This is a genomic window from Labilibaculum sp. (assembly GCF_041595635.1).
In the GTDB taxonomy this organism is placed as follows: Bacteria; Bacteroidota; Bacteroidia; order Bacteroidales; family Marinifilaceae; genus Labilibaculum.
Genome location: NZ_JBFHJW010000029.1, coordinates 26,327 through 47,254 on the forward strand (window position 1 = coordinate 26,327; position 20,928 = coordinate 47,254).

At 36.1% G+C, this 20,928-nt stretch carries 16 protein-coding genes; 4 read left to right on the forward strand and 12 right to left on the reverse strand.

Going from position 1 to position 20,928, the window contains the following annotated elements; translation table 11 throughout:
* Positions 1-101: 101 nt before the first annotated feature.
* Positions 102-2,408, reverse strand: coding sequence for a fasciclin domain-containing protein (locus tag ABYT26_RS09920; protein WP_372753389.1), 2,307 nt, complete (start codon positions 2,406-2,408; stop codon positions 102-104).
* A 621-nt stretch (positions 2,409-3,029) separates the two neighbouring features.
* Here ABYT26_RS09920 and ABYT26_RS09925 point away from each other — a divergent pair.
* On the forward strand, positions 3,030-3,470 hold the full coding sequence (locus ABYT26_RS09925) for a YqaA family protein (protein ID WP_372753417.1): 441 nt from the start codon (positions 3,030-3,032) through the stop codon (positions 3,468-3,470).
* Between the two features lie 159 nt (positions 3,471-3,629).
* Complete coding sequence (gene trpS / locus ABYT26_RS09930) at positions 3,630-4,619, forward strand: tryptophan--tRNA ligase (RefSeq protein WP_372753391.1); 990 nt, start codon at positions 3,630-3,632, stop codon at positions 4,617-4,619.
* A gap of 85 nt (positions 4,620-4,704) precedes the next feature.
* Here trpS and ABYT26_RS09935 read toward each other — a convergent pair whose 3' ends face one another.
* Positions 4,705-5,262 carry an outer membrane beta-barrel protein gene (locus tag ABYT26_RS09935; protein ID WP_372753393.1) on the reverse strand — a complete coding sequence of 186 codons (558 nt, stop codon included), beginning with the start codon at positions 5,260-5,262 and terminating at the stop codon, positions 4,705-4,707.
* Between the two features lie 340 nt (positions 5,263-5,602).
* Between ABYT26_RS09935 and ABYT26_RS09940 the strand changes: the two genes are divergently transcribed.
* Entirely contained in the window at positions 5,603-6,355 is a 753-nt protein-coding gene (locus ABYT26_RS09940) for a lysophospholipid acyltransferase family protein (RefSeq protein WP_372753395.1), read from the forward strand.
* Here the strand turns inward: ABYT26_RS09940 and ABYT26_RS09945 are convergent.
* From ABYT26_RS09945 to buk, 4 genes are all read right to left on the reverse strand, one after another.
* Entirely contained in the window at positions 6,352-9,105 is a 2,754-nt protein-coding gene (locus ABYT26_RS09945) for a PAS domain S-box protein (RefSeq protein WP_372753397.1), read from the reverse strand. The two genes, ABYT26_RS09940 and ABYT26_RS09945, sit on opposite strands and share 4 nt — an antisense overlap.
* A gap of 224 nt (positions 9,106-9,329) precedes the next feature.
* On the reverse strand, positions 9,330-11,636 hold the full coding sequence (locus tag ABYT26_RS09950) for an FISUMP domain-containing protein (RefSeq protein WP_372753399.1): 2,307 nt from the start codon (positions 11,634-11,636) through the stop codon (positions 9,330-9,332).
* A 27-nt stretch (positions 11,637-11,663) separates the two neighbouring features.
* A complete protein-coding gene (locus ABYT26_RS09955; RefSeq protein WP_372753401.1) occupies positions 11,664-12,029 on the reverse strand; it encodes a carboxypeptidase-like regulatory domain-containing protein in 366 nt (121 codons plus the stop codon).
* A 277-nt stretch (positions 12,030-12,306) separates the two neighbouring features.
* Positions 12,307-13,413, reverse strand: a complete 1,107-nt coding sequence (buk, locus tag ABYT26_RS09960) for a butyrate kinase (protein ID WP_372753403.1) — start codon at positions 13,411-13,413, stop codon at positions 12,307-12,309.
* Positions 13,414-13,615: 202 nt separating this feature from the next.
* On the opposite strand from buk, the gene hemN reads away from it, so the two are divergent.
* The gene (hemN, locus tag ABYT26_RS09965) at positions 13,616-14,980 is read left to right on the forward strand and encodes an oxygen-independent coproporphyrinogen III oxidase (RefSeq protein ID WP_372753405.1); all 1,365 of its coding nucleotides are present in this window, start codon (positions 13,616-13,618) and stop codon (positions 14,978-14,980) included.
* Positions 14,981-15,331: 351 nt separating this feature from the next.
* On the opposite strand, the gene ABYT26_RS09970 is transcribed toward hemN, so the two are convergent.
* The 6 genes from ABYT26_RS09970 to ABYT26_RS09995 form a co-directional block, all read right to left on the reverse strand.
* Complete coding sequence (locus ABYT26_RS09970; RefSeq protein WP_372753407.1) at positions 15,332-16,330, reverse strand: 4Fe-4S binding protein; 999 nt, start codon at positions 16,328-16,330, stop codon at positions 15,332-15,334.
* A 181-nt stretch (positions 16,331-16,511) separates the two neighbouring features.
* Positions 16,512-17,219 carry a DUF5715 family protein gene (locus tag ABYT26_RS09975; protein ID WP_372753409.1) on the reverse strand — a complete coding sequence of 236 codons (708 nt, stop codon included), beginning with the start codon at positions 17,217-17,219 and terminating at the stop codon, positions 16,512-16,514.
* A gap of 201 nt (positions 17,220-17,420) precedes the next feature.
* On the reverse strand, positions 17,421-17,615 hold the full coding sequence (locus ABYT26_RS09980) for a DUF1289 domain-containing protein (RefSeq protein ID WP_372753411.1): 195 nt from the start codon (positions 17,613-17,615) through the stop codon (positions 17,421-17,423).
* A gap of 174 nt (positions 17,616-17,789) precedes the next feature.
* On the reverse strand, positions 17,790-18,188 hold the full coding sequence (locus ABYT26_RS09985; protein ID WP_372753413.1) for a DoxX family protein: 399 nt from the start codon (positions 18,186-18,188) through the stop codon (positions 17,790-17,792).
* A 204-nt stretch (positions 18,189-18,392) separates the two neighbouring features.
* Positions 18,393-20,003 (reverse strand): carboxypeptidase-like regulatory domain-containing protein, encoded by a 1,611-nt coding sequence (locus ABYT26_RS09990; RefSeq protein WP_372753415.1) that lies wholly within the window; start codon positions 20,001-20,003, stop codon positions 18,393-18,395.
* 1 nt (position 20,004) lies between these two features.
* Entirely contained in the window at positions 20,005-20,349 is a 345-nt protein-coding gene (locus ABYT26_RS09995; protein ID WP_372753419.1) for a BlaI/MecI/CopY family transcriptional regulator, read from the reverse strand.
* Between the last annotated feature and the right edge of the window lie 579 nt (positions 20,350-20,928).

Below are 20,928 nucleotides of genomic sequence, written 5' to 3' on the forward strand. Positions count from 1 at the left end.
TTATTTAATTTCTCGTACTTCTGTTTTTAGGTATTAACGTTGTGTTTTTAAAAATGCTTTACACAAGGCTAATAGGATAGGAGATACAAATCTTTTTATTTCTATCTTAAATAATCATCAATTTGGTGAATGACTACTTTTTTAGATAATACATTAGTAATATCAGTAGTTTCAGCCTTAACTTCCCCAGTAGTTACATCTTTTATGGTTATGCTTTGTGTTGCATAATCATTTTCGATTTCATACTCAATATAAACCGGAGCATAATCTACAATCTTGTCATAATACATCGATGAGTAGGTGCCTGATGTTTCTCCATCAGTAGGTACAGAAACCAAAATGCAGTGTTTTTTAGCGAAATTTGCTAAATCAATAGTAGCCTGAGCTCTATCTAAAGAAGACAATGCATTTAATGAAGATGTTGTTGGATCTGGTATTACACCATCATCAACAGCTTGTTGAACTGCTTCATTAGTTGGCACAAATAAGGTGTAGTTTTTCTTTGTGCTGATAAAACTAATTAGGTAGTCATCATCGCGATCAGCTATAGCTACTTTTACTCCAGCTCCATCAATTACCTCTACAAACCTAGAATAGGTCGATAAATCTTGAAGTAAAGTACCATAAGTATAGTATTCTGGTCTTGAGATAAAACTACTCATTTCATAAAAGTTTCCATTCTCAGTAATTCTGGTAGATGCAATAGAAACAGGTGTTTCATTAGCAATATCACCACCTCCTGAAATTTCAGAACCATTTACATAAACATATTCTCCACTCATAGTTTGGTAATAGTTACTATTACCCATGTTAAATGCGTCTTCTACAATTTGATTTTCTATAATACTGGCTAATGTTGTACTTACATAAGATACATCTGTTGATGAAGGAGTGACTTCATCCGGATCGGGATAAATGCGATTATCAGAAGCATCAGGATCACCTGTAACTTGTAAATAAGTTTGCTCTGGATCTCCATTTGTTGGAAACACAACGGAAACTATACGCGTACTACTATTTGGGTCAGCCACATCGATAAACTGGTCATTTTTAACACCCATTACAGAGTAACTAACTCCTTTACTTTCCAGTGCTGAAGCAATATCTAATTCCTGAACTGCATCTAGCATGATTGAATAGTCCTGATCTAGCAAAAGTGGTCCCATCACAGTAGAAAAACAGTCGGCTTCATATATTTTATTGACACCTACTACTAAGCCATTACTACAATACTGTTGTTCAACTACATCATCTTCAGTTAAATTAACAGGATCTAAACCCACAGTATATGTTTCGCCAAAATGACTTGGACAAATATCCCAGAACCTAGTAAAGAAGTTCATATTGGCAAACATGGCCAAAACATCTAATGGCATATCATCATATGAAGAATAATAGTCTGCCATAATATTATCTGAAGCTAAATAGCTAGTTAAGGTTTCATTGGTAGGAGCTAGTAAACCTGTAGAATAAACCTCTGTATAGTTAATGTTAGCTATTAAGTTAGGATAGGTTTCATGGTTTGGCTCAAAAGCGATATAGTTACTTTCTACTCCATTAAGGAAACGTAATTGAAAAATAGAGTCATTGGTTATCTCATCGGTATAACTATATTTAAAGTAGCCAAAGCGATCAATAATACTTTTAAAAATTGAATATTTACTATCATTCTCTTCGTTAGAAAGCCATTGATACATATTTTGTCGAGGCTCAATTACTTTATCTAAATGATAAATTAATCCATTTTCACCAATCAAACCAGTTTCTACCACATCTGATTCAAATACTTTCATACCTCCTTGAACATAATTTTGTCCTGGAAACATAAAGTCATAATCTTCGAATTCAACATAGTGGCCAGTTAATTCGAAATATGCATCTAGAAAATAGCTGGTAGTCTTTAAAACTCCTCTACTCTCATCTACCCAATAGGTTTTATTAGGCTCATTTAGACTATTAGGGTAATTATTGGAATTCATTTGAGTTAACGAATCGCTATATTGTGTATATCTCCGATATGAATTCCCTTCGTACCACCCATTAGAATAGTAGGTTAATGTTGTTGTACTATAAGAGTCAATAATAATTGAATACTTAATAATATTAGTTAACCTAAGTTCTGGGATTTCTTCAAATGAGGTATATCCATTTTCGTCCATAAATTCTTCAAAAGCGGTATCATCAAATGCAAAAACTGTCCATGATCCTCCGTTTTTTAATGAGGTAGCATATTCCGTTTTATCAAGGCAAGCTAAATAATAGCTGAACTCGCCTGTAGATTCCAGCTGTTGATAAATTGGTCCCTCCAAACTATCAGGCCTCGCATAAACAAGCTCATCGGGTTGACAAGCTAAAGCCAAGAGCGCTAGCATTAATAGTAAAAAATTAAAATAGTAAATGTGTTTCATAGTAAGTTATATAATAAGGATTTCAATTTTTTCATCTATTCTTAATACTACTGCATGTCTTAGTAATGCAATCGTTAGCTTTAATTCACATAAAAAAGAGTGATAGTATGTAAGATTATTAAAGTTAGTAATACATAACTGGTCAGTTTTTTATGTACAATAAATTTCACTTGTGTAAATTTCATCACAACAAATCTAGTTTTCTGAACCTGGGTTTGGTAAGAAAAAAATTTCAAATTATATGATTTTTGTTGCATTGTGGGTTTATATACCTGACAGTCAGAGCATAACAACTTTAACATTTTATAACATTTTTTAAATATTTGCGCTTGTATCACTAATTTTTAAACTAAATTATATTTATGAGGCAAAAGAAAACAAACGAAGAAAGCCTTAGGTTAGAGGATTTTTGAGATCGAGAAGGAATTATTTCTCGCAAATTTGGACATGACTTACAATTATTGGAAATTGTTATGCTTGAAAGTGAGTGTATAGATCAGGCACAAAAGGATATACAATTAAGAAGATATTAGCCTCTATATTCATAATAAATTGTTTAAGTTACGTTGTGTAATAGACACTTTCTTCACCATTATTAATTAATATCTATCTTTGGCAGCAATGACAGAATTGTTTGAATATGGATATTGGGGTTTGTTTTTGGCGAGTTTTTTGGCAGCTACGGTTTTGCCATTTAGTTCCGAAGCCATCCTAAGTCTTTTTGTTTATTCGGGTTACGATATTCCGCTTACCATTGCCATTGCGAGTTTGGGAAATTGGTTAGGAGGTATGTTTACTTATTATTTGGCCTATTTGGGCAAGTGGGAGTGGATTGAGAAAGTCCTGCGAATAAAAAAGGAAAAAGCTGAAAAAACCAGATTATTCTTGAAAGGCAAAGGAAGTGCGTTGGCTTTCTTTTCTTTTTTGCCTTTTGTGGGCGATATAATTCCTTTGGGTTTGGGTTTGCTCCGTAGCAATGCACTTTGGGTTGCCCTATTTATGGCAGCGGGAAAGTTGGGCAGGTATATTGTTTGGGCATGGTTTACTTTGCAGTTTATGTAAGCATTCAGAAAAATTATTTTCATTAAATCTTCTACTTTCAAATAGATTAGCACGATTTCGGGCCTTCAATATTTTTTTTGTTCGATTCGTTTCATAATTTTGCGAGATAATTTTTTCAATATAAACGGCTCAAAGCTTGAGCTATTAATAAATCAGATCATGAATACAGTAGTTAGTGGAATTCGGTCGACAGGAAATTTACACCTGGGAAACTATTTCGGAGCAATAAAGAATTTTGTTCAAATGCAGAACGATAACAATTGTTTTTTCTTTATCGCAGACTGGCATTCCTTGACTACTCACCCCAACCCTGCTGATCTTCATTTAAATGTGAAACAGGTTTTAGCAGAATACCTTGCCTGTGGAATCGATCCTGAAAAGGCAACCATTTATGTGCAGAGCGATGTTCCTGAAATTCCAGAGCTTTATTTGTTGATGAATATGAACTCCTACCTGGGAGAGTTGGAAAGAACGACCTCTTTTAAAGATAAAGCACGAAAAAGTCCTGAAAATGTAAATGCGGGTTTATTGACTTACCCCGTTTTAATGGCTGTTGATATTTTAATTCACAAAGCACAGTATGTGCCGGTTGGAAAAGATCAGGAGCAGAATTTAGAAATGGCTCGTAAATTTGCCAAGAGATTCAATAATATCTACGGAGGAGATACCTTTCAAATTCCTCAACCCTATTCGTTTACAGGAGAATTTGTTAAAATTCCAGGATTGGATGGATCAGGAAAAATGGGAAAATCGGAAGGAAATGCCATTGGTTTGGTTGAGGATCCTAAATCAATTCGTAAAAAAGTGATGAAAGCGGTTTCGGATAGTGGACCAACTCAAATGAATCAGGAAAAGCCTGAAGCCATTCAGAATATGTTTAGCTTACTAGATGTGGTTTCTACAAAAGATACTTACGATTTCTTTAATGATAAATACAACAATTGCGAAATTCGCTATGGCGATCTTAAAAAGCAGTTGGCCGAAGATATTATCAATTTCACAGCTCCAATTAGAGAGCGTTTTCTTGATATTTACCAGGATGACGCTTACCTGCGAAAAGTAACTCAAGAAGGAGCTGAGAAAGCTCGCGAAAGCGCTGCTAAAACCTTAGAAGAGGTTCGTCACCTAATTGGTTTCCGTAAATTTTAAAAACGATAATACTGATACAGATAAAAAATGCCATCCCGTTAAGGATGGCATTTTTCTTGCAATTTTTTGCACTTAGGCAGATGTTTTAGTTTTCGCCACCTCCAAGGTGAAAGCCTAACTTAATCGAGCTATGGTTAAAATCATCGAAACGTTCATTTTGATCAAAAATAAGGCTATACTGAAAGCAGATATCTAAATGCCCGAAGCTAAGACCAATTTTGGGTGAAATTCCTAACTTCGAACCCAATTCAATTTCTGTATTTTGTCCCATGCTTCTACTAGTTATTGACTCAAGCTCATAAATCCCAATATCAATACCTGCAAAGGGACGGAGGTTATCGTTGCTCACATAGTAGTCAATTGTTGTAGCATAGCAATAGATTGTTGACACGTCTAAATAATCTTCATCTACTGCCGTGAGCTCTGTCGATTCATATTTAGCACCCAAAAGAAGATTATCATTTACATGAAATTTTGGATTCACGTAAAAACCAAAGCCTGCATCCAATTCGTCGCCACCTGGGTTCGAATAACTAGCTCCTAAATCGATACGAAATGATCTAAAAGAGCCATAGCCATATTGTGCTTCTGCAATTCCTGAAATTGCAATAAGAACAAGGAAAATACCTAAAGATTTTTTCATAACTGATCAATTAATTATGTAGTCGGTTTTTTTAAATAATTTAGTTTGTGGCTGATAGTTAATTCTTTACTTTGTGTTCATGATACGAAATATTTAAATTTATGTTCTCTTAAATCAAAAAATAAGAATGTGAAACAATTCACATCCTTGATTTGAAAATGGCTTTTGCAGTAGTATAAGTATGGCTTTCATATGAATTTTATGAGGATTGGGGATCCAAATAAATAATCTTACTTTTGAATCATGATAAATCCTTAGTGATATTTTTACAGCTCTTGTTGGGCATTAATTAGGCTCTGCAAGTTGCTTTATTCTAGTTATATTAAATTGTGATTCAAAAATGAATGTTTTAATATTTCCCATCAGATTTTTATACAAAGTCTACTTCTTCCTGTATTTCGTACTAAGCTTAGTTCTTTTCTATCCGATATTTAAGTATTTGTTAGCGAAGAAAGAACGTTTTCCTATGGCCTTTAAGGTGATAAGAATTTATGCTAAGGTTTGGCTTTACGGATCTGGCATTTTTTTACGTGTAAAAGGGCGGGAAAATATTATTACTGATCAGCCATTTCTAATTTGTTCCAATCATAGTTCCTTTATCGATCCGGCGACCTTATACATTATTTTTCAGCAGTATTTTGTGTTTACAGGTAAAAAGGAAATTGAAAAGTGGCCCTTGTTTCATATTTTTTATACATCAGGAATGAATATTTTGGTGGATAGGAAGAATCGATTGGGTGCTTTAAAAAGTTTTAAAAAAATGATGGACGTAATTGCTGAGGGCAATCCTTTGGTTATTCTACCGGAAGGAACAATTCCTGAAAATGCTCCTAAATTGGGTGATTTTAAAGCTGGAGCTGTATCCATTGCCATCCAAATGGGTATTCCCATACTGCCCATTACGCAAACCACCAATTGGAAAAGATTGCAGCGAGGAAGTATGTTCAAAGGAAATGCGAGTCCTGGAATTGCCGAAGTAATTATCCATCCTGTTATAACTACTACCGGGCTAACAAAGCAGGATGCAGAATCGTTGTCAGAAAAATTGAAGGCGGTTATTAATCAGCCTTTGGTGGAAAAATATGGTGTTTAGCAATGACATGGGATCTTAAACGAGAATTGGGATCCCTTTCCTTCTTCCGATTTCATCCAAATTTTACCACCGAGTAATTCGGTATAGGCTTTTGCTATGGACAAGCCCAGTCCCGATCCTTCAATAGTTTTGGTGTTATCGGTATTCACTTGCCTAAAGCGTTCAAAAATTATTTTTTGTTGATTTTTAGAAATCCCAATACCAGTATCCTTCACATAAAATTCGATAGACTGCTCTTTTTTCAGGCAGCCAAATTCTATGGATCCTTTATTGGTGTACTTTATGGCATTTTTAATTAGGTTAGTAAGAATTGAATCCAGCATAGAAGGATCGGTTACAATTATCGAATCCGATGCTGAAAGCGAGTTGTTGAGGGTAAATTCAATTTTACTTTGAGATGCTTCGGGCAGAAAAAAAGCATATTGTGAATCAAGAATTTCACTAATATTAAGTTCTTGTGGTTCTGGATATATCTGTTTGGTTTCAATTTTAGATATCTCAATAATATCATTGATAGTAGAAAGCATTTTGTTCCCACTTTGCATGATAATATTTACATATTTATGATGCTTTTCGATGCTTAAGTGTGGGGTTTGCAAAAGTTCGGCAAATCCCAGAATCCCATTCATAGGAGTGCGTATTTCATGGCTCATATTCGCCAAAAAGGCTGTTTTTAGCTTTTCACTTTCTTCTGCTTTTTCTTTGGCAATAGTTAATTCTTGTTCAATTTTTTTCTGATGGCTAATATCTACCAACATCGCTAAAAATTCTTCTCCAATGGTAATTCCCGACACTAATATCTGCTTCATATTTCCATCTTTACAAGTAATATTGTAGATTTCAGGAATTATATCTGTTTGATTTTTTATTGCTAATTCCATTGCTTTTTCCCACTTGTCGATTGAAATTTTTCGATATTCTGGATTTGGATAGGCAAGTTTCCACCACTTTTCCATGGTCGGAATTTCATCAAGAGTGTATCCAAACACATCTAGAAACTTAGTATTGACATACTTAATCTCTCCTGTTTTATTGTCTACATTACTAAGGGGAATAGGAGCTTGTTGCACAAAGCTTTTAAATTTTGCTTCACTTTTTGCGATTTTTGCTTCCGCATTTTTCTGATCGGTAATATCTCTGTGCATAACCACAATATTGGTTACCTTATCAAATTCATCTTTTAAAGGATAAATACGAGTTCGCAACCATCTGCTTCGGCTTTGGTATTCGGCATTTAAATCACTTTCGGGGTTGTACTCATGATCTGGAAGGTCGATGGTTTCTCCTGCATAGGCTCGATTAATGTATTCTATTATTCCAGTAGCATGAACTTCGGGACTGTTTAAAATATTGTATTTGAAAAGAGTGACTTCTGAGGGAATTTCCCAAAGTTCTTCATAAGCCTTGTTTACTGATATTTGTAAGCCCTTTAAATCATATATTTCAACAACAAAAGGCGATTGTTCCATTAATAGGCGAAAGCGCTCTTCGCTTTCTTTTAGTTTTGCTTCTGCTTTTTTTCTCGCACCAATGTCTTGAAAAATGCAATTGGTCTGTTTAAAAGTTCCATCGGCATGACAGTTGGTAACTCCATCCAGAGAAATAAACTTGTAATGTCCATTTTTATGGCGAATTTTGAATTCAACGTTATTTACGTAGCCACGTTTTTTAAATGTTGGAAAATTATTAAAAAAGTTATCTCCCCATTGGGGATGCAAGAAATCTCGGTAATTCTTCCCAACAACATCCTCTCGTTCGTAGCCTAAAAAGTTCAGCCAGGTGTTGTTTACATCAATTATATCTCCATTCGTATCTAGCGAATGGTATGGAATGGGAGCACTGTTGTAAAGGGTTTTGTATTTTTTTTCACTTTCTTCTAGTTGATGTTTATACAGTATTCTCTTTATTGCATCTTCCAATCGTCTACCTATCTCTGTAAGCATTTTTTGTTCAAGTTCAGTCCATTTTTCAGTTTTTTTGCAACGATGTACTCCCAAAACAAAACCAGTATCTTGTTTGTTGATAATCATTTCAGATTTAATCTGAAAATGGCTACGGATCTCATCTGTAGAATCCGATTCTGTGTATAGAATTTGGATCTTATTTTGCTGATTTATTTTTTGAGAAAGAATCTTTTGATAATTCCTACAATCTTCATCTAAACTAGAAATTTTCGAAAAATATGGAGAAACAATTTTAACAGTAGGGAATATGAATTGATTTTTACGATTTAGAATGGGGAAAAAAAAGCTTCGATCGGTTTTAAGAACATCTTGAATCAGAACAAGTAGATCATGAATCATTTTTTCGATATCACTACTATTCTCGATAATCACATGTGTTCTTTCCATGCTATCGATGTAAGAGGAGAGCTTTTCTTGTGCTGATTCATATTCGCTAATATCTCTGGCAATTCCTAGTATTAGTTTTTCATCATTTTGAATCAGGAGTGTAACACTGAGCTCTGTGCTGTATTTCGATCCATCTTTTCGCTGGTGTATAACATTCAGTTTTAGGTGGTTTTTCTCATTAAGAAGATGCAATATTTCTTTAAGCTGTTCAGGTGTTTTATAGTTTTTGTTAATATCCCATATAGACATGTTGAGAAGCTCTTCCCGGGTATAACCTAAATTATAGCAAGCCTGTTCATTTGCCTCAATTAGCTTTCCGGAATAATTAGAAAGAAACATTGAATCTCCGGAGTTCTTAATTAAGGATTGGTATAAATTGTTTTGCTTTGGTTTAGGCATATCGTTCAACTATCAAATAAAATGAGCGTTACTCAATATACAAAAAATAAGTTTTTGTTGTTAAAGTTTCTAATGTTTATTTCTACAGATAGAAACTGTTTTTTAGCATTCATTTCTAATCGTTAGAATTCGAAAATAAAAAAAAGAAAGGCAATCGTAGTGGTTTACGATTGCCTTGTATTTAGTGGGTTATAAAAAACGATGTTTTCTTTTTCGACTGTTTTTTACTTATCTCTTACACACCTAATAGTTAGTTTACTATCGGGATCCGAATTATCCCAGTAGCTAACTTCTTCATCAAGATACATGAAGTAGGGCCATTCTCCTTCTTCACTATCGGTATATTTTAGGTAGTAAGCAGCTTCGTTCCCCTCAATGCTACCACTCCAGTTGGTTCCGGTAGATGTGGCCGAAAATCCTGATGTGTTGCTTCCATTGCTAAAGGAATCCGGATCGAGCAATTGAAGCGTTCCTTTTGTTTCCATATTAAGTTCTTCGTACATGGCATCGTACTCATCGGTTGTAGGAATGTGCCATCCACTTGGGCAAACATCATCCATAATTAAGTAGGAATAGTAGACCACATCATTCACTTTGGAATACTTGCTCGAACTTGTCGCCGTGTATTTTAAGTTCTCAGACATCCAGTAGTCATCACCAATTTTTACAGCTGCATAGGTGTTTCCATCGCGGGAATCGGTAAAACTAATTGCTCCCGGTATAGATGTTACGAAAGAGGCAATTTCGCTGCTTTCCGACAAATCGTCGTTGGCAGCTACTACCTGCCAATAGTAGGTGGTGTTCGAATTTAAAATAGTGCTTGAAGTATATTTGTAAACGTCATCCTCCTTTGTAATTGTTCCTTCGTAAATTGATTCGAGTGATGATTTATCGGTTCCCAATAGAATGGTAAAGACCGGGTTCACATCCTCATCATCGCTTTCCCAGCTGAATTCGATGCTTTCCGGATCGAGACCTTTTGAGTCTTCTGTAGGTGCAATAAGCTGAGGTGTTGAAGGAGCAATTTGTGACGAACCCACAGTAAAGGACCAAATAGGACCTGAGGTTTTGTCTCCGTCAGAATCTTTAGCAATAACTTGCCAGTACATGCTTTGGTCGGCAGTAATATCGCTTAGCGTGTAGTAGTTGTTTTTAATATTGGTAGCCACTGCATTTTCACTAAGTTTCGATTCATCGGTTGAAGCATATACTGTATAAGTTAGTTCATCATCCTTGTTGTAATCTTTGCCGGTCCAGCTTAATTTAATTTCATCCTGATAATCGACTGATTCCTTATCTTCGGGACTTGGGTTGGATGGACTTTCGGGTGCCTGATTGAGGTAGGTTTCTACCGAAAATATTTCAGCATTGTAATTGATTTGATTCTTTCCAAATATTTTCATTTTAGCACCGGCATTCAAGGCTGCTCCAGCATATAAATCATAGTAGAATCCATCTTCGGTATTGGCGCCAGCTCTCACACCACCATAAATTGGGAATTCGATGTAGGGCGAAAGTTTTTTATAGATCTTGTATTTTAGTTTTGCTTCGATATAACATTCGGCGCTTACCTCAACTTCACCAGTAGGTCGTAAAAGGCTAAATTCATGATCGAATGTCTTATAGTTTCCCCATCCTGTTCCTCTTACATAGGTGATGCCAGCCGAGAAACTAAGTTCATCTGTGAGGCCAATCGTTGCACTCGCTACTGCCGAAACACGCACTCCTGCACTCAGGGTAAGTTTCGGCTCTACAAGAATGGGGACACTTCCACAATACACTACAATCTTATTAAATGCAATACTTGCAATATCTTTTTCTAACTCTTTAGTTGAAGAGATGGTTGAGTCTTTTTCGGTAGTAACAGAGATTGATCCCGTTAATTCGGTAGAAATAGATCCTGAATAACCAATTTCGAATTTGCGGAGTTTAAAACGTTTAATTTTTAGTTTGGTACGGATGTCGGAGCTTAGGGTAACCGAACCGTTAATACCTAAGCTAAAAATTTCATCTTCATCGGTTAAGTTAGCTGAGATATTCACCGATAAATTACTTTTCGTATTGTTCGATTTTGTGTCGTTTAGCGAAATTGTGGCTCCATCGCTTAAGCTTTCTATTTCATCAACTTCCGAATTGGTAAGAGGTGTATCGTACCAAAAATCAGCATCTTCAATGGCATCTTCCAGGGTGGACTCTGATGTAGTTAAATAGATTTGGTCGTCAGTGCGCGTGATTGTTTCAATCTGAAGTAGGTATCCGCCGTCGTATTCGCTTACCAGAATATCGCCTTCGTTTAGTTCCATATTATCCTCAATAGAACTTGCTAAGGTCATGGTTTGATTTACAGTGTCGATATTGCTAACAGCCGCTTCCCATGTTTCTGTGCTGATGGTTTTGGTGGTTTCAGGAACAATGGCTTCAAAGGTAAGGCCTTCATCTTCAGTAATCTCTTGTTCATTGTAAATTTCTTCATCGGAACATGAACTGATGAGAAGGAGCAAAAGAAAAAATAGGGGATATATATTTTTCATAGATTTTTAAGTTAGAATTAGATTGGCTTATTGGATGGACTCGATTTGAATGTTTAGGACGCGGATTTCATCAACTTGTAAACTATCGCTTGTGGCAATAGTTCCATAGGTGTTGTTTAAATCATCTTTCTCAACATACACATAGTATTGAATTTCTTCAAGGTTTTCGAAAGCAACATGTCCCAGCGAGTCGGTTGTTAAGGAATCAATTTTGTTGGTTTTCTCGTCCCAATCATCTCGGTTGTCAAAAAGGGAAACGCTCGCATATTCAATTAAGATACCATCGGTATCGCTAACGTTAATTTCCAATTCAGGAGCATTGGAAATGTAATCTGTGTCGGTGCACGATCCTAAAAGCAATGTAAATGCTAATAGCAAAAGGTAATGTTTCATAGTTTATTTTTAATAAGAATTTATTTTCTTTCGGTCATTGGGTTAATAGCATCGCGAAGAAATAATAAATAGCTAAAAACAGGGTGGAATATGGGAGGGAATTGCGCAAAAGGGGGTACTACATATCTACGTCAAAACTCTTAATTTTCTTTTTGTGAGAGTGTTATATTTTTGTGGATTGCGGGTAAAAATAGGCTCATTTATCGATTTAGAGTCGAATATGGTATTTTGTAGGCAGGGAAATGGGAATAACAAATACTATTTATTGTGATTTCATTTAGTAATCGAGGGCAATTTCTTGCCCATCTATTACTCGGAAAATACCTTCGGCCAGAGCTTGCATTTCATTTTCACCAGGATAAACAAAAAAGTTTGTTAAGCTGCCCACATATTCTTTTAGGTCAGAAATAAAGCGATCCGAATAGGCAATTCCACCTGTTATAATGATTCCGTTCGCCTTGCATTTTAAGGCTATGTGGTATGCACCTATTTCTTTGGCTATTTGGTACACAAAAGCATCGTAAACGAGCTTTGCTTTCTTACTATTGGCATCAATAAGTTGGAAAACATCGCGAAGATCATCTACGCCCAGGTAAGCTTTTAAACCACTGTTCTTGCTAAGTAGTGTTTCTACTTCGTTTCTGGGCATAGAATAGCATAAATCGAGAACGCCTCGTGTTGGCAGAGCCCCGGCACGGTTGGGAGAGAAGGGGCCCATTCCTAGTAAAGCATCGTTCACATCAACAATTTGACCTCCTTTAACGGCTGCAATAGAAATTCCACCACCCAAATGGGCAATTACGTATTTAGTCTTTTCAAAAGGAATGTTTTGTTGTTTGGCAATTTTGCGAGCAGTCATTTTCATGTTCAAAGGATGGCCTCTTCGGTTTCGTTCAATGCTTGGTACGCCTGAGATACGCGCCTTTTCGCAAATATTACCTGCCGATACTGGATCAACAGTATAACTTGCTTCTAATTTAAAATGTTTAGCAAGCTTATGAGCTAGCATACAGCCTAAATTGGAGGCATGGTCGCCGTAAGTGCCCATTTTAGCATCATCCAGAAAGTGATTATTGATTTTATAGGTGCCGCCTTCCAAAGGTTTTACAATTCCACCTCTTCCTACAACGCCTACAAGTTGAAATTCTTCCGAATCGAGCATTTGATCAAATCCAGCCTTCACCATTTGGTAACGATAATCGAATTGATCGCTAACCCGTTGAAATGTATCTAAATCTGCTTGCGAATGGCGAATGATTTTTTCATCAATAAGGCCTGATCTGTTGTATATTGCGATTTTCGTAGAAGTTGAGCCAGGATTAATTACAAGCACAATTTCATGTTTTGAATGTGCGTTTGGATGCTTTGTGATCTCTTTTTTCATTCTTGTTGAGGCTTAATCTATTTTCAATATCAGATTTATTTGAAGGAATGTAAAGTTAAAGCTACGGATTTAAATTATGGGCTACAATTCGAGAAGAATTCTTGTGTGAATAGTCTTAATGTATTTCTAAAAAGCATTAGGCTCGCTTTCTTTCAAAAAAAGATATCTTTGTACGAAATTAAACCCATAAGATGTTTTAGTTATGGATAGAGAATTATTAATTAATAAATACAATGTGCCGGTTCCCCGGTATACTAGTTATCCAACAGTGCCTTTTTGGGGCGATGAACAACCCCAAGTGAGCGATTGGTTGAAAGTGGTAAAAAAGACTTTCGACGAATCAAATGCTGAAAAGGGAATTAGTGTTTATATACATTTGCCTTACTGTGAGCGACTTTGCACCTATTGTGCCTGCACTAAAGTGATTACTCGTAATCATGATCTTGAAGATCAATATATTGATGCATTGCTAGCAGAATGGGAGATTTATCTGGAAACTTTTAAGGAGAAGCCTATCATACGGGAGCTTCATTTGGGAGGTGGAACGCCTACTTTTTTCAATCCTGAGAATTTACAGAAACTAATTAATGGCATAAAAAAGAATGCTCAATTGCATCCTAATCATGAATTTAGCTTCGAAGGTCATCCAAATAATACAACTCGTGAGCATTTGCAGGCTCTCTACGAGGTTGGATTCCGTAGAGTTAGTTATGGTGTACAAGATTTCGATCCGGAAGTTCAACGGGTGATTAATCGGCCTCAAAGTTTCGAGACGGTAAAGGAAGTAACTCTTGCTGCGCGTGAGATAGGTTATGATTCAGTGAACTTTGATTTAATTTATGGCTTGCCAAAACAGCAGTTGAGTTCGGTTCGCGATACCTTCGATAAGGTGTCTGAACTAAAACCCGATCGCATTGCTTACTATTCTTATGCTCATGTGCCCTGGAAAACTAAAGGGCAACGCATATTTACCGATGCTGATATTCCCGATAGTGCGGCAAAAAGAGCCTTGTACGATTTGGGAAAAGAGAAATTAGCCGAATTGGGCTACAGCGATGTGGGAATGGACCATTTTTCCTTGCCTCACGACGAATTGTATGTCGCTCGCGAAGAGAAGCGATTGCACCGTAATTTCATGGGATACAACACTTCGCACACCGAATTGCTCATTGGATTGGGAGCTTCTTCTATTTCCGATGCGAAGTATGCTTATGCACAAAATGTAAAGGATATCAAGCAATATGAAAAGGCAGCCAAGGCTAAAGAATTGAATTTGGTGAAAGGTTATTTCTTGAGTAATGAGGATGTGATCGTGAAACGCGCCATTCTGGATATTACCTGTCGTCGTGAACTCTTTTTTTCCGACAAGGTGAAACAGTACTTGCCAGAAAGTATTCAAGAAGAAATGCAGGTAATGGTCGATGAGGGAATTATCAGAGTAGATGATGAGAAATTGGAAGTGACAGATTTGGGTATGATTTTCCTCCGAAACATTGCAAAATTGTTTGATAACAAACTACGATACGCAAAAAGCGGGGAAGACAAGATGTTCTCGAAATCCATATAAAAAAGGAAGGTAAAAAAATCCGCTATTCAGAGATGAGTAGCGGATTTTTTTAGGAGTTTTATGGAAATGGTTTATTGGGTGCCGAATCAATTTCTTACTCAATTACCCGTTCTGGTTTTTTTATTACCAATCCCTTTCACTTTTTTTGCTTTCTTCCTAGTTATTTGTTGTCCGTTCTAAAAAGCAAACGAATAAGAACTAACGAAAGAAACTTTTAAGGATTCGATTGGTGAAATTCCCTCGAATTTTTAGCCAAACGAATAGCCTGGTGGTAGCTTGCTTATAGGTTTCAGGGTGTTATTTTCACGTTCAATATATTCCTGGTAAACGGTATTAAATAACCCAAAGTAATTAATTGTGTTTTAGTTCATTTCTGTGCGGATATATATTCAGATATTCCTCTTTGCTTATGTTGTTTTGCCATTTACCAGATAGCATAGCCATAAGGGTGATGCTTAGAAAGATGAGGATAACGGATATGGCAACCCATTTTTTTGAAATGCTTTTATTGGAAGTTATTGGTTTAATTGTTAGTGTATTTTTTACCGGGCAAATATCCAGACATTTCATGCAGGATGAGCATTCATCGGAAATAACGGTTTTAAGCGTGGCAACTTTTAGGAAGGAAGGACAAACCTGCGAACACTTATTGCAATGGATACACGATTGGCTATTCCTTCTTATTTTATTAGGACTTAATAGTCCCATGAGATTCATAATAGCTCCGAAAGGACATAAATACCTGCACCAAAAGCCTCTGAACACAACGGATAGAAGGATTAAACTAGAAAAAACCACTATAGATAAACTGCTGATATTCGCGAAGAAATCGTACATCCTAATGTCGCAGATTTTATTGAAATCTCCATCGAGAAAACTTTTTAATGCGGGTGTTGTCATTCCCAAAAACACCACCGCCATAAGTGCTAGCAATAAGTATTTTAGCGACCTGAGAATTCGGTCTATAATTTTGGGCATTTCTATTTTTCTTCCGAAAACGAATTCTCCAAAATCAGCTAGCTTTTCCGATAAAGCTCCAAACACACATACCCAACTGCAAAACGACTTGGGAAAAACAAAAGACATTAGTAAGAAGCTAATGAAGAGCATGAAGCCCGCTGGATGAGCCAAATGAATAATGCCGGTTTTAATAAAATAAACCAAGCTTAGCAATGAACTAATGGGCAAAAAGGCATCTACTCCTGGGGGTCGGCTATGAAAAGCTGTTAAACCATCTGTGGCCAGATACTGGTTAAAAAAATAGAAATCGAGCCCAATCCATACACAGAGAAGAACAAAAATTACTTGTATCAAAAACCGCCATTTTTGCAAGGCTCCTTTTTTTATCATCACGCTATCTTTTTTAGTAAGTTATACAGGCTGTGCATGCAAATTATTCCAGGGCCAAAGATAGCTTATTCCTTCTACAAGGTTTTATTTCATTTACTAAAAGCGGCTAATTTGTATTTGGTAAAAATCAGTAATTAGGGGGGATATGTAAGGAGCTGTAAGAGAGCAAGACTTGCTCTAATCAGATTACCGTTATATGAATGCACTTGGTCTGCTTTTCCAAAAGCACATAGCATTTGCCTTCGTCCTGCATTTTTAGGAGCACACGCAGCAGAATGTTTCGAAGACGGTAGGAGTAAACGGGTTGACTGTTACCGCGCTCAAAAAAACGGGTTTGCGATATATCAAAAGTTCTGCCATAATAATGTGACGATTTATTGAAGGTGGCATTTACATTTTTTTTGCGCAGCGATTTTTGATCGTCGAGGGTTCGCAATATCGAGGTAACCGAATACCTGTATTTTCGGAGTTCTAACTCTTCGAGTTGATTGCAAAACCGTTCCCCCAATAAGTCTAAGAATTCTACCGCAGGTTCCTGCAGGTAGGGAAGCGAATTGCTTAAATGCGGTATTTCATAGTACTCATTGTCGTCAATTCGTTCCAGATTGTAACGTTCTCCGAATTCCTCGGGATCTGCTTTGTACTCCTCTTTCGAGAGCAAAGGCTTTTTCAAGCCCTTTTGCTGTGCTATTTTAACATGAGAATCGTTATTGTAGCGGCGCAAAGCCTTACTTTCCTTTTTCGACAGAACGGGGATGGAAACCTGAGCCTCGGTTTTGCCTTTGGGCTCCCTATTCATAAAAATAGATAGTAGGGCTATAAAGGTTAGTAAGAGTCCTGTAAGTTGCAGGCCTTTACGGATATTGGGTTTCAGTTTACGTTTCGTCATCGCTAGGTTTTAGGGAAACAAAGGTAGGAAAAACAGGCTATAGTCATTTACCTACTGTTTTTTGTTTTGCGGAATGATTTCCTTAGTGAGCTTTTTTGGGTAAGATCCTGATTGGGATGAGCTGAATGAGTTGGGCTTGGTCAGAAAAAATCCCGAATCTAAGTCCGGGATATTTCTATCGTGATAAACGAAATAGCATTTCTATCTGAAAAAAGTACCTGTTGCTGTGTCGGGCGCATTTCTGCGATCTGCCGCTTTTTTAATGACTTCTTCTTTTTCTTTATTCGTGTAAAGCGACCAGTTTCCAATTTCCTCGGTGGTTCTTCTACAGCCAAAACACACATCATTGCTGTCTTGTCGGCAAATGCTAATGCAAGGTGATTGTATATCTTCCATAATAATGTTATTTAAATTGAATACAAATAAAGACAAACTTGTCTGTTTTTCAAAATATGACAGCAGAATTTTGGCTTAAAAAAATCCCGAACTATGTAGTTCGGGGAATTTTTGTTGTGTGTAGTATTACCGTGTTTTTTATCTGTATAAACTTGTTTAGGAAATAGCTCTTAGTTAATCCCACCTATTAGATGTTGAAATAGCATATTTCCCAGCTCCTGTAAAAACTAGGGACAATGCAGCCGATGCATATAAAAGGATCAATTCAATTTGAAGACCTCCAGTTTTTGATAGTGCGAAAATATCTCCAGAATGGGCTAAAAACAAAGCGCTTATCATTCCCATTAAAAATATGATTGCAGCTACTCTTGTCCTCCAACCAATTAGTATAAGTATTGGAGCAAGTATTTCTGTAATATACACTCCATATGCCATTAGTTCTGGTAAGCCATTATGTACCAACATTCCTTTTATTGGATCTATTCCTCCTAATTTGGCAAATCCATGAAATAGCATTAAAACGGCTATTACTACTCTAGTGATTAATATTCCTGTGTTGTTTTGTGTATTCATTTCAATAATTTTTATTTTTTTACAGAGTTTTGACTTTCTCCGATGTGAAAAGTTTAATTCATGTAATAAAAAGTTTGCAATTTTATTCGCACTAATGGGTGAAATTGGAGTAAACCTACAAGCTAAAACATCCCGAACCATGCAATTCGGGATGTTTATGAATTCTTATTGTTGCTTTCAGAAAAACGTGATTCTTATTTCTACTTATTCAAATTCAACGTCAATTAGATATTTTACAGGAACTGCTTTTCCGCGCTGTTTTCCAGGTGTCCATAATGGCGATTGGGCAATAATTTCTGCAGCCGCTCTCCCTAATTTGTCATTATCTTTTTCAACAACTTTAGTATTGATAACTTTCCCTTGCGGATTTACTGTGAACCCAATTTTTGCTTTCCCTGTCAGATCGTATTTTTTTGTTTTTGATTGAACAAACTTCGTAAGTGCCTTAGAACTTCCAGGGAATTGTGGCATATCTTCCACTACAACAAACACCATTTCTTCTTTTTCGCTTTTATGTTGTTTTGTTTTTTCAACTGTTTTTGGTGGTGATGGTGAAGTTGGAGGTGATGGCATGTTAAAACAGGCACTGGTATAAATTATCTCATCTTCCATTTGAAAAGTACATTTAGCATTTTGTATGGCCGAGCTCGAAGAAGAGATTTTTTTAACGATTGTTTTTAGTCCAACAAAGGATACTACAACAGTAGTTGTTAGTGTTCCATTTGCATCAACTTCTGGGTTTGGATCAACCAAATTAAAAGTTCCGTCTTTATCAACCACTGTTCCAATTGATGTTCCTTTAATCATCACAGAGGCTCCATGAAGTGTTTCTTTTGTTTCTTTGTGAATTACCTTACCATGAATGCTAAGTTCTTTTTCACCTTTTACTACTTGAATAGATAGATCATTATCAGTAATGATAGGATTTTTATATCCATATTTGGGTTCGGCAAAAGCAAATAAAAGCAGTGCTACAACGGGTATTACCCATATAAATCGTATCCATCGTTTGTTAGAAGTTTTCTTTTTCGTCATCATTTTTAATCGGTTTGCGTTAAGAGCAAAATTAAGGTTGTTGGTAACTCCAATAATCTGCATGCCCATTAACTGATTTACTAAAATAGCCTGGTATCGAGCCACTGTGTGTCCTTGCGCAAGAACACCTTTATCGGCCAGATACTCATGGTTTTGTTTAATTGATCGTTCAAAGAACCAAATAAATGGGTTGAACCAAAAGATGACTGTTAACAGTTCTATAAAAAGCAGATCGAACCAATGATTCTCACGAATGTGCACTTTTTCGTGGGCCAGAATTTCTGGCAGCTCGTTCTGTATATGAAATCTTGGATTAATAAATACAATATTGAAAAATGAGAAGGGCAAACCGTATTTTTCGTTTTCGACAATACGCATGTTGTAGATTAATTTTATGCGATTTTTTAGGATTAAATGAAGAAGTACCGATGCTTGAATAAGCAAACGAAGTAGGAAAATTATTGCTCCGGTAGTATAAACGACTCCGAGAACATGTTGCCAGTTAAAACTGTTTGCCAAGGTTTCAGATTGAGTAACAACCGGAATGTTTTTAAAGGTGTTGCTAATTGTTTGAAAAGCCCTTGTAGTATTTTGTGGTTCCACGAAAACGGAGTACTGAAGTGGAAAAAGAGGAAGTAGAATAGCTGCAATTAGAGCCGCTACTAAAAAACAGCGATTGGCTAAGTGAAATATTTCTTTGCGTAAAAAAAGCCAATAAGCAATGTAAAACAAAGAAATACCCGCCGAGGCGTTTAAAAGATATGTAAATATAGTTTCCATATTAGCTTTTATTTTCCTGATCGAATTCGTCTACAGTAATTTTTAGCATTTCTTCCAGTTCGTTAATGTTTATATTATTTTCTTTTGCAAAAAAAGTGGCCATTTTGGGAAACGAACCGTTAAAGTAGTTTTTTAGCAAGGAGCTGAACTGTACTTGAGTATATTCTTTTTTACTAACGGCAGGCGAGAAAAGATTGGTGTTTCCAATTTTTCGTCTTGAAACAAAACCTTTTTTCTCCAAAACTTTTAAAACAGTAGCAACGGTAGTGTATGCTGGTTTTTTCTCCTTAAAGCCTTCAACTACTTGTTTTACAACTCCTTCTTTTAAAAGCCAAAGGATTTGCATTACCTGTTCTTCTGCTTTTGTTAATGTTTTCATTTTATATTGCTGATAAAAATTTAGACTATAATTAAACTCTACTACAAATATAGTAAGGTGAAAAGTAAAGTGCAACTATATTTATAATAAAACTACTACACTTATAGTAATTATAAAGGGGGTGTAAAGCTATATAGCCTATATTCAGTGGTATGTACGTTTTTTTATTAAAGTGTAATTATTGTCACACAAACAAAAGTTAAGGAAGCTTAAAGTGTGGAAGGCGTGTGATGAGGAAAGTCTTAAACAGAAAAAAGTCTGGATCCCCACCCAGACTTTTCTACTAACCACTAATTACTAACCTAAATCTAATCTATGAAAAAACTTCTTTGTTTTCTTCTCTACAAATGTAGGGGATCGCATTGCAAAATTGTTGAAAGAAAAGTTAAGGAAAGCTAAAAGTGTGGAAGGAGCGTGATGAGGAAAGTCTTAAACAGAAAAAAGTCTGGATCCCCACCCAGACTTTTCTACTAACCACTAATTACTAACCTAAATCTAATCTATGAAAAAACTTCTTTGTTTTCTACTCTACAAATGTAGGGGATA